We start from the raw sequence: 18,509 nt of genomic DNA, 5'->3' as shown, positions 1-18,509 counted from the left end.
CGGGCCCGTCTCAGCGCTTGGGGCCGGCGTCCGTCCAGCCGGACTCCAGGACGGCCTCGGAGCTCGACACCGTGCCCGGCTCCAGGACCGCCATCGCGCCGCGCGGCTCGACCACGATGCTCTCGGTGCCCAGTGCCCGCCCGGTGGCCTCGTCGAAGATCAGGCGGCTCTCCCGCACGCCGGTCCTCTTGTCGTTCGCCCGCAGGGCCGCGGCCGTGCCGGTACGTCCCTCGGCGTCGGTGACGTTCTCGATGACCTTCACCGAGTCCAGCCCGGCCAGCATGCGAAAGGCGGCGCCACGCACCTGCGGGGTCACCGGCATGTCGACGATCAGCCCGACGCTGACCGCGAACAGCCAGTCGTCGGAGGACATCTTCACGCTGGACGACTCGGTCGAGTGCCCGGTGTAGGAGTCGAGCAGCCACTTCTTCAGCTTCGCCGGCTCGTCCGGCAGGCCGCGCAGGTCCTTCATCGTGACGTTGCGGCCCAGCCAGAAGACCTTGTCGCCGTCCACCAGGGAGCTGTGCGAGGTCGCGGGCTTGCCGGAGGCGGTCGACAGGCGCATCGGGGCCACCTTCTTCACCGGCACGACCACGTCGATCTCGCTGGGTGACCCGGCCTGCTCCCAGGCCAGCCGGTCGGCCTCGCCGGCGGGCTCCGCGCCGAGCCGCTGCTGGCGGCTCCACTGGTCGCCGCCGGTCGCGCGCGGCGTCCACTCGTCGTTGCGCTGCCGGTCCACGACCAGGTATCCGCCCTTGACGGCGGGGTAGACGTACCTGCTCACCGACGAGGTGTACCACCAGTCGCCGGTGCCGTCGGGCTGCCGGTCGGCCTTCTCCGCGGCGGCCAGCAGCACCTCCCTGGCCGACAGCGTGACCTTGCGCGGCGTCGCGGACGCGCTCTCCCCTGCCTGCGGCACCTGGCCGTCGGCCTGCGGAGCCTGCCCGCCGGGCTGCGGCGCCGCGTTCCCCGCCACCACGACGGCCACCGCCGTCGCCCCCGCCGCGAGGGCCGCGAGCCCCCACACCGGACGCACGACCGCGCGCCGCCGCCGGGGCCGCCGGGCGCCCGACATGGCGCGCGCGAGCTCGGCGGCCCTGGTGCGCTCGTCCACCGGCCGGTCGCCGAGGTGCGCGGGCCGGGCGGCCCGGAGTTCGTCCATCGGGTTCATGACCACTCCTCGCTGAGGTTGCGCACGTAGGGACGGGACGGTTCGGACGACTCCATGGCCCGGGCGAGCCGCTTGCGGGCCCGGTGCAGCCGTACGCGGAAGGCCGCCGAGGAACAGCCGACGACCCGGGCGCCCTCCTTGGGCGTCAGCCCGTGCCAGGCGACCAGCATGAGCACCTCCCGGTCGTCCTCGTGCAGCTCGGCCAGCGCCCGCAGCACGCCCAGGCGCTCGGTCACCTGCTCGGCCACGTCCGGACGGCCGTCCTCGGTCCAGGTGCCCAGCTCGGCGGCCAGCGCGTCCCTGCGCGCCTGTGAGCGGGCGTCGTCGCGCAGGAGGTTGCGCGCCACGCCGAGCAGCCACGGCAGCGGCGGCTCGGGCACGTCGTCCAGCCGCCGCCAGGCGATGGCGAACGTCTCGCTCACCACCTCGTCGGCCACCTGCCGGCCCGCACGACTGACCGCGTAGGCCCACACCCGTTGTCGGCATTCGTCGTACATGCCGGTGAAACGGTGGGAATCATCCGTCACCGCGCAGCCCCTTCGTCCCTGGTGCGTTCTTCTGACACCGGGAAGTGGTGCGAGCACCCCTGTTGTTACAGCTCGCCTAGAAATCGCAGAAGCCCCGCCCCGGTGCGTACCGGGACGGGGCCTGCTCGACGACCTGGCCTACTTGGCGTTGGCCTTGAGGTAGTCGCTGTTCATCTGGGCGATCGTGTCCAGCGGGATGCCCTTGGGGCACACCGCCGTGCACTCGCCGGTGTTCGTGCAGCCGCCGAAGCCCTCGGCGTCCATCTGGTCCACCATGGCCTTGGCGCGGACCAGGCGCTCGGGCTGGCCCTGGGGCAGCAGGCTGAGGTGAGTGATCTTGGCGGCGGTGAACAGGGAGGCCGAGCCGTTCGGGCAGGCGGCCACGCAGGCGCCGCAGCCGATGCAGGTCGCGGCGTCGAACGCGGCGTCGGCGTCCTCCTTGCGCACCGGGACGCTGTGCGCGTCCGGGGCCGAGCCGGCCGGGACCGAGACGAAGCCGCCCGCCTGGATGATGCGGTCGAACGCGCTGCGGTCCACGACCAGGTCCTTCACCACCGGGAACGGCGCGGCGCGCCACGGCTCGATGGTGATCTCGGCGCCGTCCTCGAAGTGACGCATGTGGAGCTGGCACGTCGTCGTGGCGCGCTGCTCGCCGTGCGCCACGCCGTTGATGACCATGCCGCACATGCCGCAGATGCCCTCGCGGCAGTCGTGGTCGAAGGCGATCGGGTCGTCGCCCTCCACGATCAGCCGCTCGTTCAGCACGTCCAGCATCTCCAGGAAGGACATGTCCGGGGACACGTCCTCCACCCGGTACGTCACCATGCGTCCGGCGTCCGAGGCGCCGTTCTGACGCCAGACCTTGAGGGTCAGGTTCACTTGTAGCTCCGCTGGGTCATCTTGACGTACTCGTATTCGAGCGCTTCCTTGTGCAGCACCGTCTCGCCGGAGGGCGTGCGCTCCCAGGCCGAGACGTGCGCGAAGTGCTCGTCGTCGCGCAGGGCCTCGCCGTCGGGGTCCTGCGACTCGGCGCGGAAGTGGCCGCCGCAGGACTCGGTGCGGACGAGGGCGTCCAGGCACATCAGCTCGGCCAGGTCGAAGAAGTCGGCGACGCGGCCGGCCTTCTCCAGCACCTGGTTCAGCTCCTCGGCGGTGCCGGACACCTTGACGTTCTTCCAGAACTCCTCGCGCAGCTCGGGGATGCGCTCCAGGGCCTTGCGCAGCGACTCCTCGGTGCGCTCCATGCCGCAGTAGTCCCACATGAGCTTGCCCAGCTCGCGGTGGAAGGAGTCGGGGGTGCGGGTGCCGTTCACCGACATCAGGCGGTCGATCCTGGTCCGGACCTTGATCTCCGCCTCGGCCACGGCCTCCTCGTCCACCTCGCCGTACGGGCCGTTGGCCAGGTAGTCGCCGATCGTGGTCGGGAGCACGAAGTAGCCGTCGGCCAGGCCCTGCATCAGCGCCGAGGCGCCGAGCCGGTTGGCGCCGTGGTCGGAGAAGTTGGCCTCGCCGATCACGAACAGGCCGGGGATCGTGGACTGCAGGTCGTAGTCCACCCACAGGCCGCCCATCGTGTAGTGGACCGCGGGGTAGATGCGCATCGGCACGTCGTACGGGTTCTCGCCGGTGATGCGCTCGTACATCTCGAAGAGGTTGCCGTACTTCTTCTCCACCGCGTCGCGGCCGAGCCGGTTGATGGCGTCGCGGAAGTCGAGGTAGACGCCGAGCCCGCCGGGGCCGACGCCGCGGCCCTCGTCGCAGACGTTCTTGGCGGCGCGGGAGGCGATGTCACGCGGGACGAGGTTGCCGAAGGCGGGGTAGATGCGCTCCAGGTAGTAGTCGCGCTCCTCCTCCGGGATGTCGCCGGGGGCCCGGCCGTCGTCCTTGCGCAGCGGCACCCACACGCGGCCGTCGTTGCGCAGCGACTCCGACATCAGCGTCAGCTTCGACTGGTACTCGCCGGAGACCGGGATGCAGGTCGGGTGGATCTGCGTATAGCACGGGTTCGCGAAGTACGCGCCGCGCTCGTGCGCCCGCCAGATGGCCGTCGTGTTGCAGCCCTTGGCGTTCGTGGACAGGAAGAAGACGTTGCCGTAACCGCCGGTGGCCAGCACCACGGCGTCGGCGAGGTGCCGCTCGATCTCGCCGGTCACCATGTCGCGCACGATGACGCCGCGCGCCCGGCCATCGGAGACGATCAGGTCGAGCATCTCGTGGCGGGTGTGCATCTCCACGGTCCCGGCCGCGATCTGCCGCTCCAGCGCCTGGTACGCGCCCAGCAGGAGCTGCTGACCCGTCTGGCCGCGGGCGTAGAAGGTACGGGAGACCTGGGCGCCGCCGAAGGAGCGGGTGTCCAGCAGGCCGCCGTACTCGCGGGCGAACGGCACGCCCTGGGCCACGGCCTGGTCGATGATGTTCACCGAGACCTGGGCCAGGCGGTAGACGTTCGACTCGCGGGCGCGGAAGTCGCCGCCCTTGACCGTGTCGTAGAAGAGCCGGTAGATCGAGTCGCCGTCGCCGCGGTAGTTCTTGGCGGCGTTGATGCCGCCCTGGGCGGCGATGGAGTGGGCGCGCCGGGGCGTGTCCTGGTAGCAGAAGGACTTGACGTTGTAGCCCAGCTCGCCCAGGGTCGCCGCGGCCGAGCCGCCCGCCAGGCCGGTGCCGACGACGATCACGTTGAGCTTGCGCTTGTTGGCCGGGTTGACCAGCTTGGCGCTGAACTTCCGCTTCTCCCACCGCTCCTCGATGGGACCGGCGGGAGCCTTGGCGTCCCGGATCTCCGAGCCTTCGGTGTACTTCACTTCACAACTCCGAACGTGATGGCGAGGGGCGGGGCCAGGAAGCCGACCACCAGGACCGCCGAGACCAGGGCGGCCGTCAGGCGCAGGCCGCGGTAGCGGTTGCGGTTGGCCCAGCCCAGCGTCTGGAAGGCGCTCCAGATGCCGTGCCGCAGGTGCAGGCCGACCATGACGACGGCCACGAGGTAGATGAGGGTCACCCACCAGCGGGAGGCGTCGAAGCCGGCGATCATGCGGTCGGCGGGCGCGGAGTCGAAGCCCTTGGGGTTCACGACGCCGAAGGTGAGGTCGAGCAGGTGCCAGACCAGGAACAGCAGGATCGTCAGGCCGCCGAACCGCATGATGTGCGTGGCGTAGCCGTTGGCCTGCGACTTCTTGGCCACGTACTTGACCGGCCGGGCCTTGGCCGCCTTGCGCGACAGCGAGATCGCGGCCCACATGTGCAGCACGACCGAGACGACGAGCCCGATCTCCAGGATCGTCAGCACCGTCCGGTACGGCGCGATGGGCTCGAAGAGCGTGCGCAGCGCGTCGGCGTACTCGTTGAACGAGTCCTTGCCGAGGAAGATCTTGAGGTTGCCGAGCATGTGCAGGACGAGGAAGGACACCATCACGGCGCCCGTGACGGCCATGACGACTTTCTTGCCGTTCGACGAGCTCAGGAACCGGCTCGGCTTCTTGGACGTCGGTGCGGGTGAGGCACCCTTGGGGGCGTTAACAGGCGCGGTGGCGGCGCCGCGCTCTATCGTGGCAGTCACGTTTGAACGCTAGGTATCCAGCAATGATCCGTCCAAGTCATCGCGGATCTGGTTTCCATAGCTTCCGGCTATGATGCTTGGTTTATACGGTCGGCATAAGGAAAAATGCTCGGCCGGTGCGAGGAAAATCACATGCAGTTGCAGCAGCTCGCCTACTTCGTCGCGGTCGCGGAGACCAGGCACTTCACCCAGGCGGCCGAGCGCATGCGGGTCGCCCAGCCCTCGCTCAGCAAGCAGATCAAGGCCCTGGAGAGCGAGCTCGGCGCGCCGCTGTTCTCCCGCGCGCGCGGGAACGTCACGCTGACGGCCGCGGGCGAGGCGCTGCTGCCCCTGGCCCGCCGCATGCTGGCCGACGCCGACACCGCCCGGCAGGAGGTGGCCGAGCTGGCGGGGCTGCGCCGTGGCCGGGTACGGCTGGGGGCCACGCCGTCGTTGTGCGCGGGCCTGCTGGCCGACGCGCTGGCGCGTTTCCACCAGGCGTACCCGGGGGTGGAGCTGCTGGTGGAGGAGGGCGGGTCGCGTGACCTGGTCAGGGCGCTGGCCAGGGGGCAGCTCGACCTGTCGCTGATCATCATGCCGCTGCAGAGTGACGACCCCTCGCTGGTGACCGAGGAGATCCTGCGGGAGAACCTGGTCGTGGTCGCGCCCTCGCACGAGCGGGCCCGGGGGCCGTACCTGCGGATAGAGGACCTGCGCGGCCGGCAGATGGTGATGTTCAGGCGTGGCTACGACCTGCGCGAGGCCACCCTCGCCGCCTGCCGCCAGGCCGGGTTCGAGCCCAGGTTCTCGGTGCAGGGCGGCGAGATGGACGCGGTGCTGCGGTTCGTCGAGGCGGGGCTCGGCGTGGCCGTGGTGCCGTCGATGGTGCTCGACGGGCGTCCTGGGCTGTCCGGCACGCCGCTCGCGCCGCCCGGCCTGAGCCGGACGATCGCCCTGGCCCACCGCAAGGACGTCGAGCCGACCAGGGCCGCGCAGGCGTTCCGGGAGACCCTGCTCTCCTTCGTGGTCGAGGCCGGCCAGGAAGGCACGCTTCCGCAAGGGGTCGAACTCATCGCAGAATGAGCAGCAACAGCCCGACTCCCCCGGGAAAGGCGTGTGTGACGGCAAACCTCGACGAGCCGCTGACACTGCTCCTCATCGAAGACGACGACGGCGACGCCTTCCTTGTCGAAGAGCTGCTCAACCAGGCCGTGGCGCCACCGACGATCTTCTGGGCGCGCAGCCTCCAGGAGGCCAGGGCCAAGCTCGACCCGACGATCCAGTGCGTGCTCGTCGACCTCACGCTGCCCGACGCCAGCAGGCTCGAAGCGCTGGAGGAGGTGCTCGCGCTGGCCCCGCACGCGGCCGTGCTGGTCCTCACCGGCCTGCGGGACGTGCACGTCGGCGTGGCCGCCGTCCAGGCGGGCGCCCAGGACTACCTGGTCAAGCAGGACATCGACGCCCGCCTGCTGGCCAGGGCGATCAGGTACGCGATGGAGCGCAAGCGCGCCGACCTGACCCAGCTCCGGCTGTTCGAGGCCGAGCTGACCGCCAAGGAGAACGCCCGCCTGGAGAGCGGCCTGCTGCCCGTGCCCCTGCTGCGCACCGACGCCATCACCCACCAGATCCGCTACCTGCCGGGCGACCGGGGCACGCTGCTGGCCGGCGACTTCCTCGACATGGTCCAGACGCCCGACGGCGCGGTGCACGTCGTCGTGGGCGACGTCTGCGGACACGGGCCCGACGAGGCCGCGCTCGGCGTGGCGCTGCGCATCGCCTGGCGCACGCTGGTGCTGGCCGGGCAGACCGGCGACACGCTGCTGCGCACGATGGACGCCCTCCTGCGCGCCGAGCGCAAGGCGCCCGAGATCTTCACCACGCTGTGCATGGCGACGCTCACGCCCGACCTGCGCGACGCCCGGATGCGCGTGGTCGGGCACCCGCCGCCGGTGCTGGTCCGCGGGGGCGTGCCCGCGGCGGTGGACGGCACGCCCTCGGGTCCGCCGCTCGGCATCTTCCCCGACGCCGAGTGGGCGGTCATCGACGTGCCGCTGGGCGAGGAGTGGTCGATGCTGCTCTACACCGACGGCCTGATCGAGGCGGCCGTCGGCGAGCGCAAGGAGGCGCTCGGCGTCGAGGGCCTGGTCGGGCTGGTGCGCGAGCACGGCGCGATCGACCTCGACCGGCTGATCGCGCACGTCGGGAAGCCGAGCGACGACCTCGCGGTGGTCATGGTGTCGAGGAGACCGGGATGAGCATCCATCCGCTGCCGCCCCCGAAGCCGCCGACCGGGCTCGGCAGGCTGCCGGTGGCCCGCTGGTTCCTGGCCATCGGCGCGGTGGCCGGGTTCGCGTTCGCGGCCGGCGTGGTGGTCACCATGACGATGATCGCGCACGCGCGGGCCCTGAACCCGAGGCCCGAGGTGGCCGCCCAGCTCGACCGGCTCAACGTGGCGCTGATCGTGATGTTCGCGGTGCTGGCGGCGTGCGGGGCGGGCCTGGCGTTCGTCGTCCGGCACGCCGTGCTCAAGCCCGTCGCCCGGCTCACCGAGCAGGTCCGCACGGTCGCCGCCGGCGATTTCGACCACCGGCTCGGCGTCGACCGGCCGGCCGAGCTGAGCGAGCTGTCCAGCCACGTCGACTCCATGCGCCGCCGCATCGTCTCGGCCTGGCGCGAGGCCGCCGACCAGGCCGACGAGCTGCGCAGGTCCAACGGCGACCTGGAGCAGTTCGCCTACGTCGCCAGCCACGACCTCCAGGAGCCGCTGCGCAAGGTCGCCAGCTTCACCCAGATGCTGGAGCAGCGGTACGGCCCGCAACTGGACGACCGCGCCCGGCAGTACATCCACTACGCGGTCGACGGCGCCAAGCGCATGCAGCTCCTGATCAACGACCTGCTCGACTTCTCCCGGGTGGGCCGGGTGAACGGCGGGCGCGCGCCGACCGACTCGGGCCAGGCCCTGGGGCAGGCCCTGGAGAACCTGTCGGCCATGATCGAGGACACCGGCGCCACCGTCGTCCACGACGACCTGCCCATGGTCGAGGGCAACCGGCCGCAGCTCACCCAGCTCTTCCAGAACCTCGTCGAGAACGCGGTCAAGTTCCGCTCGCAGGAGCCGCCACGCGTGATCCTCACGGCCGAGCGGAAGGGCGACATGTGGGAGTTCAGCTGCTCCGACAACGGCATCGGCGTCGACCCCAAGTACGCCGACCGCATCTTCCTGATCTTCCAGCGGCTGCACCCTCGCGACGTGTACCCGGGGACCGGCATCGGCCTGGCGCTCTGCCGGAAGATCGTCGAGTACCACGGCGGGCAGCTCCGGCTCGACGACACACCGGCGGACCAGGGCGCGACGTTCCGCTGGACGCTTCCGGCGGCAGGAGACGACGCATGACCGACTGGCACCCGATCGACGTGCTCCTCGTGGAGGACGACCAGGGGGACATCCTGCTCACCAGGGAGGCGTTCGCCCTCAACAAGGTGCGCAACCGGCTCGACGTGGTCAACGACGGCGAGCAGGCGATGGCGTACCTGCGGCGGGAGGGCGCCTACGCCGGCGCGCCCCGGCCCGACCTGATCCTGCTCGACCTCAACCTGCCCCGGATGAACGGCCTGGAGGTGCTGCGCGAGATCAAGGCCGACGCCGCGCTGCGGACGATCCCGGTGGTGATCCTGACGACCTCGGAGGCGGAGGAGGACATCCTGCACAGCTACCGGTTGCACGCCAATGCTTATGTGTCGAAGCCGGTGGATTTCGAGCAATTTATCCGTGTTGTCCGGCAAATAGATGATTTTTTCGTGACCGTGGCGAAGCTCCCGACACCCGGCCAGCGGCCCTGACGCGCCTACGTGACAGGAATCACAGTGGGTCATCGAAAAAGTGAGTGACCCCGCTCACAAAATCCTATGCGGTCGTCGTAACGTATCCCCCACCAATACGCGCCCAGAGCGGTACCGCACCCGCCGTACGCGCGCCCAGTGAAACGACCCGGACCCCCTGTGTGCAGGGTCCGCGGGAGGTGGAGAGGTCCGCGATGACCCAGACGACGCCCGAAGCCCCGGTCAGAAGGCAACGCGCCCAGGTCAAGGTGCGCACGCTGCGCACCGACAGGTGGTGGCTGGTCCCGCTGCTGACTTTCCTCGGGCTCAGCTCGTTCCTTGTCTACGGCGTGTGGGCGATCATCGACGGCAGTTATTTCGTCGATCCGTACATCGCCCCGTTCGCCTCGCCCTGTCTGACCACGGCGTGCCCCGAGGGCGCGCGGCTGTTCGGGTGGGCGCCGATCGGCGACTGGTTCACCCTGCCGCCAGGGCTGCTCATCCTCGGCCTGCCGGGCGGGTTCCGGCTCACGTGCTACTACTACCGCAAGTCGTACTACCGGTCGTTCTGGCTGTCGCCGGCCGCGTGCGCCGTCCAGGAGCCGCACGGCAAGTACAGCGGTGAGACCCGGTTCCCGCTGATCCTGCAGAACATCCACCGGTACTTCTTCTACGCCGCCATCGTGATCGGCCTCGTCCTGGCCTACGACGCCGTCCTGGCGCTCGTGCACAAGCCGCAGGGGCTCGGCACCTGGATCCTGGTCGTCAACGCCGTGCTGATCAACACGTACACGCTGTCGTGCCACTCGTGCCGGCACATCACCGCGGGCAGGCTCAACCACTTCTCCCGTCACCCGCTGCGCTACCGGGCCTGGACGTTCGTCTCCAAGCTCAACGCCAAGCACCAGCAGCTCGCCTGGGCCTCGATGTTCTCGGTCATGATCGCCGACTTCTACGTCCGCATGGTCGCCAAGGGCGTCATCGCCTTCCCGTTCGCATAAAGGACTTCTTCCAGTGGAAATCGAGCGTCACGAATACGACGTCGTCGTCATCGGTGCGGGCGGCGCCGGGCTACGGGCCGCCATCGAGGCCCGCCAGCAGGGCAAGCGCACGGCCATCGTCTGCAAGTCGCTGTTCGGCAAGGCCCACACCGTCATGGCCGAGGGCGGCGCGGCCGCCGCCATGGGGAACGTCAACTCCGACGACAACTGGATGGTGCACTTCCGTGACACCATGCGGGGCGGCAAGTTCCTCAACAACTGGCGCATGGCCGAGCTGCACGCCAAGGAGGCCCCCGACCGCGTCTGGGAGCTGGAGGCGTGGGGCGCGCTGTTCGACCGCACCAAGGACGGCAAGATCAGCCAGCGGAACTTCGGCGGTCACGAGTACCCGCGGCTCGCACACGTGGGCGACCGTACCGGCCTGGAGCTGATCCGCACCCTCCAGCAGCGGGTCGTCGCGCTGCAGCAGGAGGACTTCGAGACGCACGGCGACCACGAGGCCTACATCAAGGTCTTCGCCGAGTGCACGGTCACCCGCCTGCTCAAGGACGGCGACCGCATCTCCGGCGCGTTCGGCTACTGGCGCGAGACCGGCAACTTCCTGCTCTTCGACGCCCCCGCCGTGGTCCTGGCCACCGGCGGCATCGGCAAGTCGTACGTCGTCACCTCCAACTCCTGGGAGTACACCGGCGACGGCCACGCCCTGGCCCTGCTCGCCGGCGCCAACCTGATCAACATGGAGTTCATCCAGTTCCACCCCACCGGGATGGTCTGGCCGCCGTCCGTGCGCGGCATCCTCGTCACCGAGTCCGTCCGGGGCGACGGCGGCGTGCTGCGCAACTCCGAGGGCAAGCGCTTCATGTTCGACTACATCCCCGAGGTGTTCAAGGACAAGTACGCCACCACCGAGGAGGAGGGCGACCGCTGGTACAACGACCAGGCCAACAACCGGCGCCCGCCGGAGCTGCTGCCGCGTGACGAGGTGGCCCGCGCGATCAACTCCGAGGTCAAGGCCGGTCGCGGATCGCCCCAGGGCGGCGTCTTCCTCGACGTCTCGACCCGACTGCCGGCCGAGGAGATCAAGAAGCGGCTGCCGTCGATGCACCACCAGTTCAAGGAGCTGGCCGACGTCGACATCACCGCCGAGCCCATGCAGGTGGGCCCGACCTGCCACTACATCATGGGCGGCGTCGAGGTGGACGCCGACACCGGCGCGGCGGCCGTACCCGGGCTGTTCGCGGCGGGCGAGGTGTCCGGCGGCATGCACGGCTCCAACCGGCTGGGCGGCAACTCGCTGTCCGACCTGCTGGTGTTCGGGCGGCGCGCGGGCGCGGGCGCGTCGGCGTACGTCGACGGGCTCAAGGCCCGCCCCAAGGTCGCCCAGGAGCTCGTGGACGCGGCCCGCGAGGAGGCCCTGGCGCCCCTCCAGCGCGACGGCGAGAACCCGTACGAGGTGCACCACGAGCTCCAGCGGACCATGAACGAGCTGGTCGGCATCATCCGCAAGGCCGAAGAGGTCTCCGAGGCCATGGAGGTCGTGGAGAAGCTCAAGGAGCGCGTGCGCCAGGTCGGCGCGGCCGGCTCGCGGATCTACAACCCCGGCTGGCACCTGGCGATCGACCTGCGCAACATGGTGCTGGTCTCCGAGTGCGTGGCCCGCGCCGCCCTGCTGCGCGAGGAGAGCCGCGGCGGCCACACGCGCGACGACTTCCCCGGGATGAATCCGGAATGGCGCCGCAAGCTGCTCGTCTGCTCCACGGCGGACGGCGGCGACGTCCAGGTCGTGGAGAAGACCCAGCCGTCCATGCGCGACGACCTGATCACCCTGTTCGACCGGGACGAGCTGAAGAAGTACCTCACCGACGAAGAGATGGCCGAGTTCGACGGGATTGCCAAATGAGTTACAAGGCGAAGTTCAAGGTCTGGCGTGGTGAGGGCGGCGAGGGCAAGCTTGAGGACTTCACCGTCGAGGTGAACGAGGGCGAGGTCGTCCTCGACATCATCCACAGGCTCCAGGCGACGCAGGCCCCCGACCTGGCCGTGCGCTGGAACTGCAAGGCCGGCAAGTGCGGCTCGTGCAGCATGGAGATCAACGGCAAGCCGCGCCTGGGCTGCATGACCCGGATGTCCACCTTCTCCGAGGACGAGACCATCACGGTCACCCCGATGCGGACCTTCCCCGTCATCAAGGACCTGGTCACCGACGTGTCCTTCAACTACCAGAAGGCCCGCGAGATCCCCTCGTTCACGCCGCCCGCGGGCGTGCGTCCGGGCGAGTACCGCATGCAGCAGGTCGACGTCGAGCGCTCGCAGGAGTTCCGCAAGTGCATCGAGTGCTTCATGTGCAACAACGTCTGCCACGTGATCCGCGACCACGAGGAGAACAAGCCGGCCTTCGCCGGTCCGCGCTTCCTCATGCGGATCGCCGAGCTGGACATGCACCCGTACGACGTGGCCGACCGGCAGGAGTCCGCCCAGGAGGAGCACGGGCTCGGCTACTGCAACATCACCAAGTGCTGCACCGAGGTCTGCCCCGAGCACATCAAGATCACTGACAACGCGCTGATCCCGATGAAGGAGCGCGTGGCCGACCGGAAGTACGACCCGCTGGTCTGGCTGGGCAACAAGATCTTCAAGCGCGCCAAGTAGGCGAGCAAGCGGAAGCGGGGGCCGGATCCGTCCGGCCCCCGCTTCCGTCGTTCTCCGCTACTTGCGGCCCCAGCGCTTCTTCTTGTGCTTCGGGTCCGGAATCTCCTTGGTGGCGTCCTCCGGCTGCTGCGGCGGCAACGGCTGGACGACCGTCGCGGCGTCCCCCTCCGGCGGCAGGTACGGCGGCGGCTGGTACCCCTCGGACGGCCCCGGCTGCCGGGGCTGCACGGGCTGCTTCGGCTCGAACAGCGACGGGCCCTGCTGCCAGGGCTCGGAGTCGCCGCTCTCGGCCGCCGCGGCCGGGGCCAGCGGGAACTCGCGCTCGTCCTCGTACGGCTTCCCGCCGCCCGGCGGGATGTCGGCCGGCGGCTGCTCGGCGGGGATCAGCGGCTCGAACGGGTCACGGTAGTCCTGGGTGGCCTGCGGCGGCTCGCTGTAGGAGTCGAACTCGTCCGGGTGCAGCACGACGGGCTCGGGGGCTGTCGCGGGCATGGTCGCTGGCATGGTCGCTGGCGCTGTCGGCTCCGGCTCGGGCGGGTAGCCGCCCTGGTGCCCGTACGGGTCGTGGTAGGCCGCCGGGTCGTGGTACGCCGGGCCGTAACCGGGCTGGCCGGTCGGGTAGGTCTGGATCGGGACGAAGCTGATGATCGGCGCGTACGCCGTGCCGCCCGGGTAGCCGGGGGCGGGGAAGGAGGCCGTGGCGTAACCGGGGCCCGCCGGGTAGCCGGGCGGCGGCGCGTCCGGACGGCCCATCGGGGAGCCCGCCGGAGGGCCCGCCTTGCGCACGGCCGCCGCGTGGGCCATGCGGCGCAGCCGTCCCTCGAAGATGAGCACCGCGAACAGCGCGAGCAGGACGAGCACCAGCGCCGGGATGCTGAGCTTCTGCGTCAGCGACTTCTGGTCGAACTCCGGCGCGGCCGCGCGCAACTCCAGCTGGCCCGAGTCCGTGGCCGGGGCGGTGTCGCTCGGCGGCGGCGGGACGGCCGCGGTGGGCGAGTCCGTCGGCGCGACGGACGGCATCTCGACGGTCGGCTCCGTCGACTGCTCCGTGGGCAGCGGCCCGGCCGTGGTCTGCGCGGTGGGCAGGGGCGCCAGCGGCTGCTGCGTCGTCTCCTGGACGGGCGGAGGTGTGGGCGCGGTGGTGGTCTTGGGCGGCTTCGGTGCCTTCGTGGTCTTCGTCGGGCCCGCGGTGACGGTGTGGGTGATCGTCGTCTCCGGAGCCTCCTCCGGCGTGGGCGTGCCCAACGTCGTCGTGACGGTGACCGTGGTCTGCGGATCGCAGGTCTCGCCCGCGTCGCACGGCTCCACCGCCGGGTCGAAGGCCGCGCGGCTGACGGAGGCGCTCGCGCTCTGACCGACGAACGGGGCCACACCGACACCCGTCAGCCCGAGCGCCAGGACGATCGCGGACACGGCCGTCGCTCGCGTGCGTGCCACCGGAGCCCTCCGCATAGTCCCGGAACCTTGGTCAAGGGAATACTAGTCGGGTCAAAGCAACAGTAAAGACGGAATTACCATACGTTTCGCGGCTTACGCCTGCGTTGGAGTCTCGGGACCAGCCACAGGGCTCCCAGCAGCACGCCGATCCCCCCGATGACCAGCGAGAAACCGCGAGGGCCGTCCAGAGGGCTGGCGTAGGCGACGGGACGAACAGGTTTCCGCGCCTCCACGACCTGCACCGGCCACGGCGCCCCGGCCGCCGACTCCGGCGCCAGGCTCACCACCCCCGGGCTCCCCCCACCGGCAACCGCCCCCGCCGACACGCCCCCCGGCAGCGCCCCACCGGGCAGGCCCCCTGACACTCCACCGGCCACACCCCCGGGCATCACGCCACCGGGCAGGCTCTGATGCAGCGCCCCCGGCACCCCACCCGGCGCCAACCCCGCCGCCCCGGACAACCCCCCGTGCGCAGCCCCTCCGGCCAGACTCCCCAACGCCCCGGGCACACTCCCCGCCACACCACCAGACAGGCTCCCCGCCGCACCACCTGGCAGGCTTCCCGCAACACCGCCAGGCGCGCTCCCCGCCGCGCCACCTGGCAGGCTGCGCGCCACACCGCCGGGCAGGTTGCGCGCCATCAGGCCACCGGGGAGGGCTTGTTGCCCCGCCGCGCCGCTGCGCGTCTGGCCGGCCGCGCCGGGCACCTGCCCCACACCCCCCGCCCGCGGGAACGCCCCCAACGTCCCGCCCGTACCTCCGACTCGGGGAACCTGCGCTCCGGGCAACGCCCCTCGGACCCCGCCCACGCCACCCGCGCGCGGGGCCTGCATCGCACCCCCGGCCCTCACCCTGGGGAGCGCCCCCTGAGCTCCGCCGACGGCTCCCAAGCCGGTGGCCCCTCCGGAAAGGCCGGGCCACCCCGCCGCCGCACCACCCGTGCCACCCGTGCCACCCGTGCCACCCGTGCCACCCGTACCGAGCGCACCACCGGCGCCACCCGCGCCGGCGCCACCCGCACCCAGGAGGCCGCCTCGCGTCTTCCCTCCGGAACCTGCAAGCAACCCCGCAGCGCCACCCTGCTGCCCCCGTACGCCCGCCCACGGCCCGCCCTGCGCGCCGCCCGGCCGCCGCCCGTTGTGGGGCGCCGGAACGGGCACCGCCTGGCCGCTGATCGTGGCGGCCTCGCGCGGCATCTCCTCCCCCACCTGCATGGACGCGCTCCTGCTCATGGTGGTCAGCCCACCGGAGGGCGTCCGCATCCTGGCCACCGCCGCGAGCACCACCTCCTTGGCCCCCGCAGGCGCCTGGAAGATCACATCCAGTGCCCGCTCCCCGGAGACCGCCCCGAGGGCGCAGACCCGGGCGCCGGGCAGTGCACCGCCATCGGCAGTCGAACCCTCCCCACCGGCCAGGGCCCGCGCGGCCAGCATCCCAGCCGCCTCCCGCCCGCCGACCTGGGCCCCGCCCCGACCACCTTCAGCCCGTGCCCCCTCCTGGCCACCTTCAGCCCGTGCCCCCTCCTGGCCACCTTCGGCCCGGGACGCGTCCTCAGGGCGCGGGACGCCCCGACCGTCCTCGGCGTGCGGCACCCCCTGCGCACCGCCGACCTGCGGCATCCCCTGCCCGGCCCCGACCGGCGGCGCGCCCTGAACCCCTGGCGCTCCCGGCCCCCACTGCGCCGCCTCCCGGTCGGCCCCCGTCTGCGGCGCGCTGTAACCGGCCTCCGCCCGCGTCAGGCGTCGGCCCGGCGCGGCCCGCCGCGCCTCCCGTCCGTCCGGGTACGCACCGGCCTCCGGGTCCGCCCCGTCTCCGGCGGCCCACGGCGCGGGCTCCCCGCCCGGAACCGGGAACGGCAGCGGATGAGCCCCCTCCCCACCGGACTCCTCGGCCCCGTCCACCCCACCGGCCGCCATCCGGGAAGCGCCGGAGGACGTCGGGCAGGACACCCCCGCCAGCGCCTCGACCGGGCTGGTGGCCACCGCGACCTTGGCCCCCTTGGCCATCCCGTTGAGCCGGACCCTGAAACGCTGGACGTCACCCGTCCTGATCCACTTCCCCATGCCCTCGGGGCCGCTCACGCGTTCGAGCACGAGCGTCACCCCCGCAGCCGCCACGGGCACGGAGGGCAGCGCCACCAGGATCAACGCTCCAGAAAGGATCCAGCCACGCCGCATCACTCCACTCCCCCACTGCGACAAATCACGTGTAGTAATCGTTATGTCACAGAGAGAGACGGTCTAATCCTGCCGCAGCAGACTCTCCACGGTCTTCATGATCGGCAGGTCGGCCCCCAGCCACTCCACGTCGTAGTACTCCCCCGGCCCCAGCCAGCGCAACGCCAGGTGCTCACGGGCCTCGGGCGTGCCGGAGGTGAGCGTGGCCAGCCAGACGCGCAGGACGTACCCCTCCGACAGCGCCCAGTCCTCGCCCACGCGCGCGCCCACCGTGATCTCCACGCCGAGCTCCTCCCGGCACTCCCGGACCAGCGCGTCGACCTCGCTCTCACCCGGGTCCACCTTGCCGCCGGGGAACTCCCAGCCCCCGGCCAGCGCGGCGGGCGCGGCCCGCTGCGCGGCCAGCACCTTGCCGCCCGGGGCGACGATCACCGCCGCCACCACGATCGTGCTCATGCGTTCGTCATCCTCACAGTGCGGGATTCTGCAGCTTCTTGAGCTGGTCGAGCACATCGGGGTTCTGCAGGGGACGGGTGAAGCCCATCTTGTTGTCGCGCGCCTGGTAGCTCGTCACCTTGATCGGCCCGCACAGCGTGCACCGGGCCTCCAGCATCTTGCCCTCGGACACGACCAGCCCCACGTGACCGGGGTTGTCGGCCGACGAGCCCGGACCGGCGTTGAAGAACACCAGGTCTCCGGGCTGCTCGTCCCCCGCCGGCACCTTCACCCCGAACGGCCACTGCGTGAACGTCGTGCGCGGGATGCTCAGCCCGGCGGCCCGGTAGGCCGCGTAGATGACGCCCGAGCAGTCGAACGCGTCCGGCCCGGTGCCGCCCCACAGGTACGGCTTGCCGCGCTGCGCCAGCGCGAACTGGAGGATCTTGGCCACGATGTCGCTGGGCGCGGCCGCCACCAGGGGGTCGTCGCACTCCTCGGAGGCCTGCGGCGGCACCTCCACCGCACCCGACTTGGCGTACTTCCTGGCGATCTCCTCGACCTGGTCGACGTACCACCAGGCGCGGTTGTAGGTGAACAGGGCCCGCCGGACGTTCTCGGGCGCGCCGTTGCGCTTGAGCATCTTGGCGGCCCCGAGGATGGCGTCGGCGGGGTTGTAGACGTCGCCCACGCCGTCGCCGTCGCCGTCGGAGGCGTAGCCGTTGAACGTCGAGGACATCGGCACCTGCGCCTTGCCGCCCCACGTCGAGATCAGGAACTGCATCGGGCCGGCCGCGCCCGCGTAGTTGGTGCCGCTCTTGACGCCGGGCAGGTCGCTGCGGCCGTGGTCGGTCTCGCGCTTGCCCACGGCGGCCAGGATCGTCCACTGGACGCCGATCTTCTTGCCCCACTTCTTGTACAGGTCGAGGTAGTCGCCCGGGATGTCGGCGGCGCCCGAGTCGGACACCTCCTGCACCTGGGTGCCGCCCTCGCAGTCGACCGAGCCCTCGCCACCGCCGTTCAGGAAGGACGGCATCGTGACCAGCAACATCGGCGAGATGATGATCGCAGCCAGGAGGAGGACCCCGGCGAGACCGAGCAGCAGCGCCAGGCGGGTGGGGGAGGACTTCACCGCTAGCTGTCCCCGTCCTGGCCTTCGGTGGCGGGCAGCACGTCGAAGATCCGCCAGTCGGCGCCGAGCTGGCTCACCGTGACCGCCAGGTCCTCGACGTCCTGCCTGCTGCCGCTCTTCGCGGTGACCTGCCTGGTCTCGGTCACGACGAAGACGATGGAGGTCTTCTCGATCTGCCTGATCTCCTTCAGTCGGGCCGTGGCCTGGGAGACGACCTGGTCGTCGCGGTTCTGCTGGACGGTGCCCGCCGAGGTGAGCGTCCGGGTGAGGATGTTGCCCAGCTCGGCGGTGGTGAACGTCTTGACCCTCGCCGCGTACGCGGCCGGCTCCTCGTCGTACCTGAAGGTGCCGTAGACAGCGGTGAAGCGCTCGGCGAGGTCCGCCGCCGCGGCGAGCTGCTCCTTCTTCATCGGCAGGTAGGAGTAGACGTCGAACGGCGCGTCGCTGGCCGTGGCCAGCGGCTTGCTGGGCGCCGAGGGCGCGGCCGCGGACGTCCTGCCCGTGGACGGGGCCTGCTCGGGCGGATCGTCCGAGCTCGGCCACATCGTGAGGTAGACGCCGACCGCGGCGATGACCACGACGATGGCGGCGAAGGCCAGCCCGCGCTTGTCACCGGACTGAGCCAT

17 protein-coding genes are annotated in these 18,509 nt (G+C 71.1%); 7 read left to right on the top strand and 10 right to left on the bottom strand.

What is annotated here, in order from left to right; genetic code table 11:
* Positions 1-10 precede the first annotated feature (10 nt).
* From ABZ815_RS31160 to ABZ815_RS31140, 5 genes are all read right to left on the bottom strand, one after another.
* Complete coding sequence (locus ABZ815_RS31160) at positions 11-1,171, bottom strand: CU044_5270 family protein (protein WP_357704180.1); 1,161 nt, start codon at positions 1,169-1,171, stop codon at positions 11-13.
* Complete coding sequence (locus ABZ815_RS31155; protein WP_357704178.1) at positions 1,168-1,698, bottom strand: RNA polymerase sigma factor; 531 nt, start codon at positions 1,696-1,698, stop codon at positions 1,168-1,170. The genes ABZ815_RS31160 and ABZ815_RS31155 overlap by 4 nt, the downstream gene beginning before the upstream one ends.
* A 138-nt stretch (positions 1,699-1,836) precedes the next feature.
* Positions 1,837-2,577: a succinate dehydrogenase/fumarate reductase iron-sulfur subunit gene (locus ABZ815_RS31150; protein WP_357704176.1), complete on the bottom strand. Its 741-nt coding sequence runs from the start codon at positions 2,575-2,577 to the stop codon at positions 1,837-1,839.
* Positions 2,574-4,499, bottom strand: a complete 1,926-nt coding sequence (locus ABZ815_RS31145) for a fumarate reductase/succinate dehydrogenase flavoprotein subunit (protein ID WP_357704175.1) — start codon at positions 4,497-4,499, stop codon at positions 2,574-2,576. The genes ABZ815_RS31150 and ABZ815_RS31145 overlap by 4 nt, the downstream gene beginning before the upstream one ends.
* A complete protein-coding gene (locus ABZ815_RS31140; protein WP_357704173.1) occupies positions 4,496-5,254 on the bottom strand; it encodes a succinate dehydrogenase cytochrome b subunit in 759 nt (252 codons plus the stop codon). The genes ABZ815_RS31145 and ABZ815_RS31140 overlap by 4 nt, the downstream gene beginning before the upstream one ends.
* Positions 5,255-5,386: 132 nt before the next feature.
* Between ABZ815_RS31140 and ABZ815_RS31135 the strand changes: the two genes are divergently transcribed.
* From ABZ815_RS31135 to ABZ815_RS31105, 7 genes are all read left to right on the top strand, one after another.
* Entirely contained in the window at positions 5,387-6,316 is a 930-nt protein-coding gene (locus ABZ815_RS31135) for a LysR family transcriptional regulator (RefSeq protein ID WP_357704171.1), read from the top strand.
* A 35-nt stretch (positions 6,317-6,351) separates the two neighbouring features.
* A complete protein-coding gene (locus tag ABZ815_RS31130) occupies positions 6,352-7,488 on the top strand; it encodes a fused response regulator/phosphatase (RefSeq protein WP_357704169.1) in 1,137 nt (378 codons plus the stop codon).
* The gene (locus ABZ815_RS31125) at positions 7,485-8,627 is read left to right on the top strand and encodes an ATP-binding protein (protein ID WP_357704167.1); all 1,143 of its coding nucleotides are present in this window, start codon (positions 7,485-7,487) and stop codon (positions 8,625-8,627) included. Before ABZ815_RS31130 ends, ABZ815_RS31125 begins: the two co-directional genes overlap by 4 nt.
* On the top strand, positions 8,624-9,073 hold the full coding sequence (locus tag ABZ815_RS31120) for a response regulator (RefSeq protein ID WP_357704165.1): 450 nt from the start codon (positions 8,624-8,626) through the stop codon (positions 9,071-9,073). The genes ABZ815_RS31125 and ABZ815_RS31120 overlap by 4 nt, the downstream gene beginning before the upstream one ends.
* Positions 9,074-9,267: 194 nt before the next feature.
* Positions 9,268-10,053 (top strand): hypothetical protein, encoded by a 786-nt coding sequence (locus ABZ815_RS31115; protein ID WP_357704163.1) that lies wholly within the window; start codon positions 9,268-9,270, stop codon positions 10,051-10,053.
* A gap of 13 nt (positions 10,054-10,066) precedes the next feature.
* The gene (locus ABZ815_RS31110) at positions 10,067-11,953 is read left to right on the top strand and encodes a fumarate reductase/succinate dehydrogenase flavoprotein subunit (RefSeq protein ID WP_357704161.1); all 1,887 of its coding nucleotides are present in this window, start codon (positions 10,067-10,069) and stop codon (positions 11,951-11,953) included.
* On the top strand, positions 11,950-12,702 hold the full coding sequence (locus ABZ815_RS31105) for a succinate dehydrogenase/fumarate reductase iron-sulfur subunit (protein WP_352324162.1): 753 nt from the start codon (positions 11,950-11,952) through the stop codon (positions 12,700-12,702). The genes ABZ815_RS31110 and ABZ815_RS31105 overlap by 4 nt, the downstream gene beginning before the upstream one ends.
* A 57-nt stretch (positions 12,703-12,759) precedes the next feature.
* Here the strand turns inward: ABZ815_RS31105 and ABZ815_RS31100 are convergent, their stop codons facing one another.
* The 5 genes from ABZ815_RS31100 to ABZ815_RS31080 all read right to left on the bottom strand — a co-directional run bounded on the left by ABZ815_RS31100 (position 12,760) and on the right by ABZ815_RS31080 (position 18,509).
* Positions 12,760-14,139, bottom strand: coding sequence for a hypothetical protein (locus tag ABZ815_RS31100; protein ID WP_357704159.1), 1,380 nt, complete (start codon positions 14,137-14,139; stop codon positions 12,760-12,762).
* Between the two features lie 74 nt (positions 14,140-14,213).
* Positions 14,214-16,316 carry a hypothetical protein gene (locus ABZ815_RS31095; protein ID WP_357704157.1) on the bottom strand — a complete coding sequence of 701 codons (2,103 nt, stop codon included), beginning with the start codon at positions 16,314-16,316 and terminating at the stop codon, positions 14,214-14,216.
* A gap of 63 nt (positions 16,317-16,379) precedes the next feature.
* Entirely contained in the window at positions 16,380-16,772 is a 393-nt protein-coding gene (locus tag ABZ815_RS31090; RefSeq protein ID WP_357704155.1) for a (deoxy)nucleoside triphosphate pyrophosphohydrolase, read from the bottom strand.
* A 13-nt stretch (positions 16,773-16,785) separates the two neighbouring features.
* A complete protein-coding gene (locus tag ABZ815_RS31085) occupies positions 16,786-17,883 on the bottom strand; it encodes a bifunctional lytic transglycosylase/C40 family peptidase (RefSeq protein WP_357704153.1) in 1,098 nt (365 codons plus the stop codon).
* 2 nt (positions 17,884-17,885) lie between these two features.
* Entirely contained in the window at positions 17,886-18,509 is a 624-nt protein-coding gene (locus tag ABZ815_RS31080) for a hypothetical protein (protein ID WP_357704151.1), read from the bottom strand.

This window comes from Nonomuraea sp. NPDC047529 (assembly GCF_040642995.1).
Classification (GTDB): Bacteria; Actinomycetota; Actinomycetes; order Streptosporangiales; family Streptosporangiaceae; genus Nonomuraea.
Note: the sequence above shows the minus strand (reverse complement) of the source record. Positions and strands in the feature narration are given on the sequence as shown.

What these genes read in the sequence shown, in the direction of transcription:
- ABZ815_RS31160 (WP_357704180.1), bottom strand. Translation starts at nt 1,171, where the DNA reads ATGAACCCGATGGACGAACTCCGGGCCGCCCGGCCCGCGCACCTCGGC.
- ABZ815_RS31135 (WP_357704171.1), top strand. Translation starts at nt 5,387, where the DNA reads ATGCAGTTGCAGCAGCTCGCCTACTTCGTCGCGGTCGCGGAGACCAGG.
- ABZ815_RS31125 (WP_357704167.1), top strand. Translation starts at nt 7,485, where the DNA reads ATGAGCATCCATCCGCTGCCGCCCCCGAAGCCGCCGACCGGGCTCGGC.
- ABZ815_RS31120 (WP_357704165.1), top strand. Translation starts at nt 8,624, where the DNA reads ATGACCGACTGGCACCCGATCGACGTGCTCCTCGTGGAGGACGACCAG.
- ABZ815_RS31115 (WP_357704163.1), top strand. Translation starts at nt 9,268, where the DNA reads ATGACCCAGACGACGCCCGAAGCCCCGGTCAGAAGGCAACGCGCCCAG.
- ABZ815_RS31105 (WP_352324162.1), top strand. Translation starts at nt 11,950, where the DNA reads ATGAGTTACAAGGCGAAGTTCAAGGTCTGGCGTGGTGAGGGCGGCGAG.
- ABZ815_RS31095 (WP_357704157.1), bottom strand. Translation starts at nt 16,316, where the DNA reads ATGCGGCGTGGCTGGATCCTTTCTGGAGCGTTGATCCTGGTGGCGCTG.
- ABZ815_RS31090 (WP_357704155.1), bottom strand. Translation starts at nt 16,772, where the DNA reads ATGAGCACGATCGTGGTGGCGGCGGTGATCGTCGCCCCGGGCGGCAAG.
- ABZ815_RS31080 (WP_357704151.1), bottom strand. Translation starts at nt 18,509, where the DNA reads ATGGCTCAGTCCGGTGACAAGCGCGGGCTGGCCTTCGCCGCCATCGTC.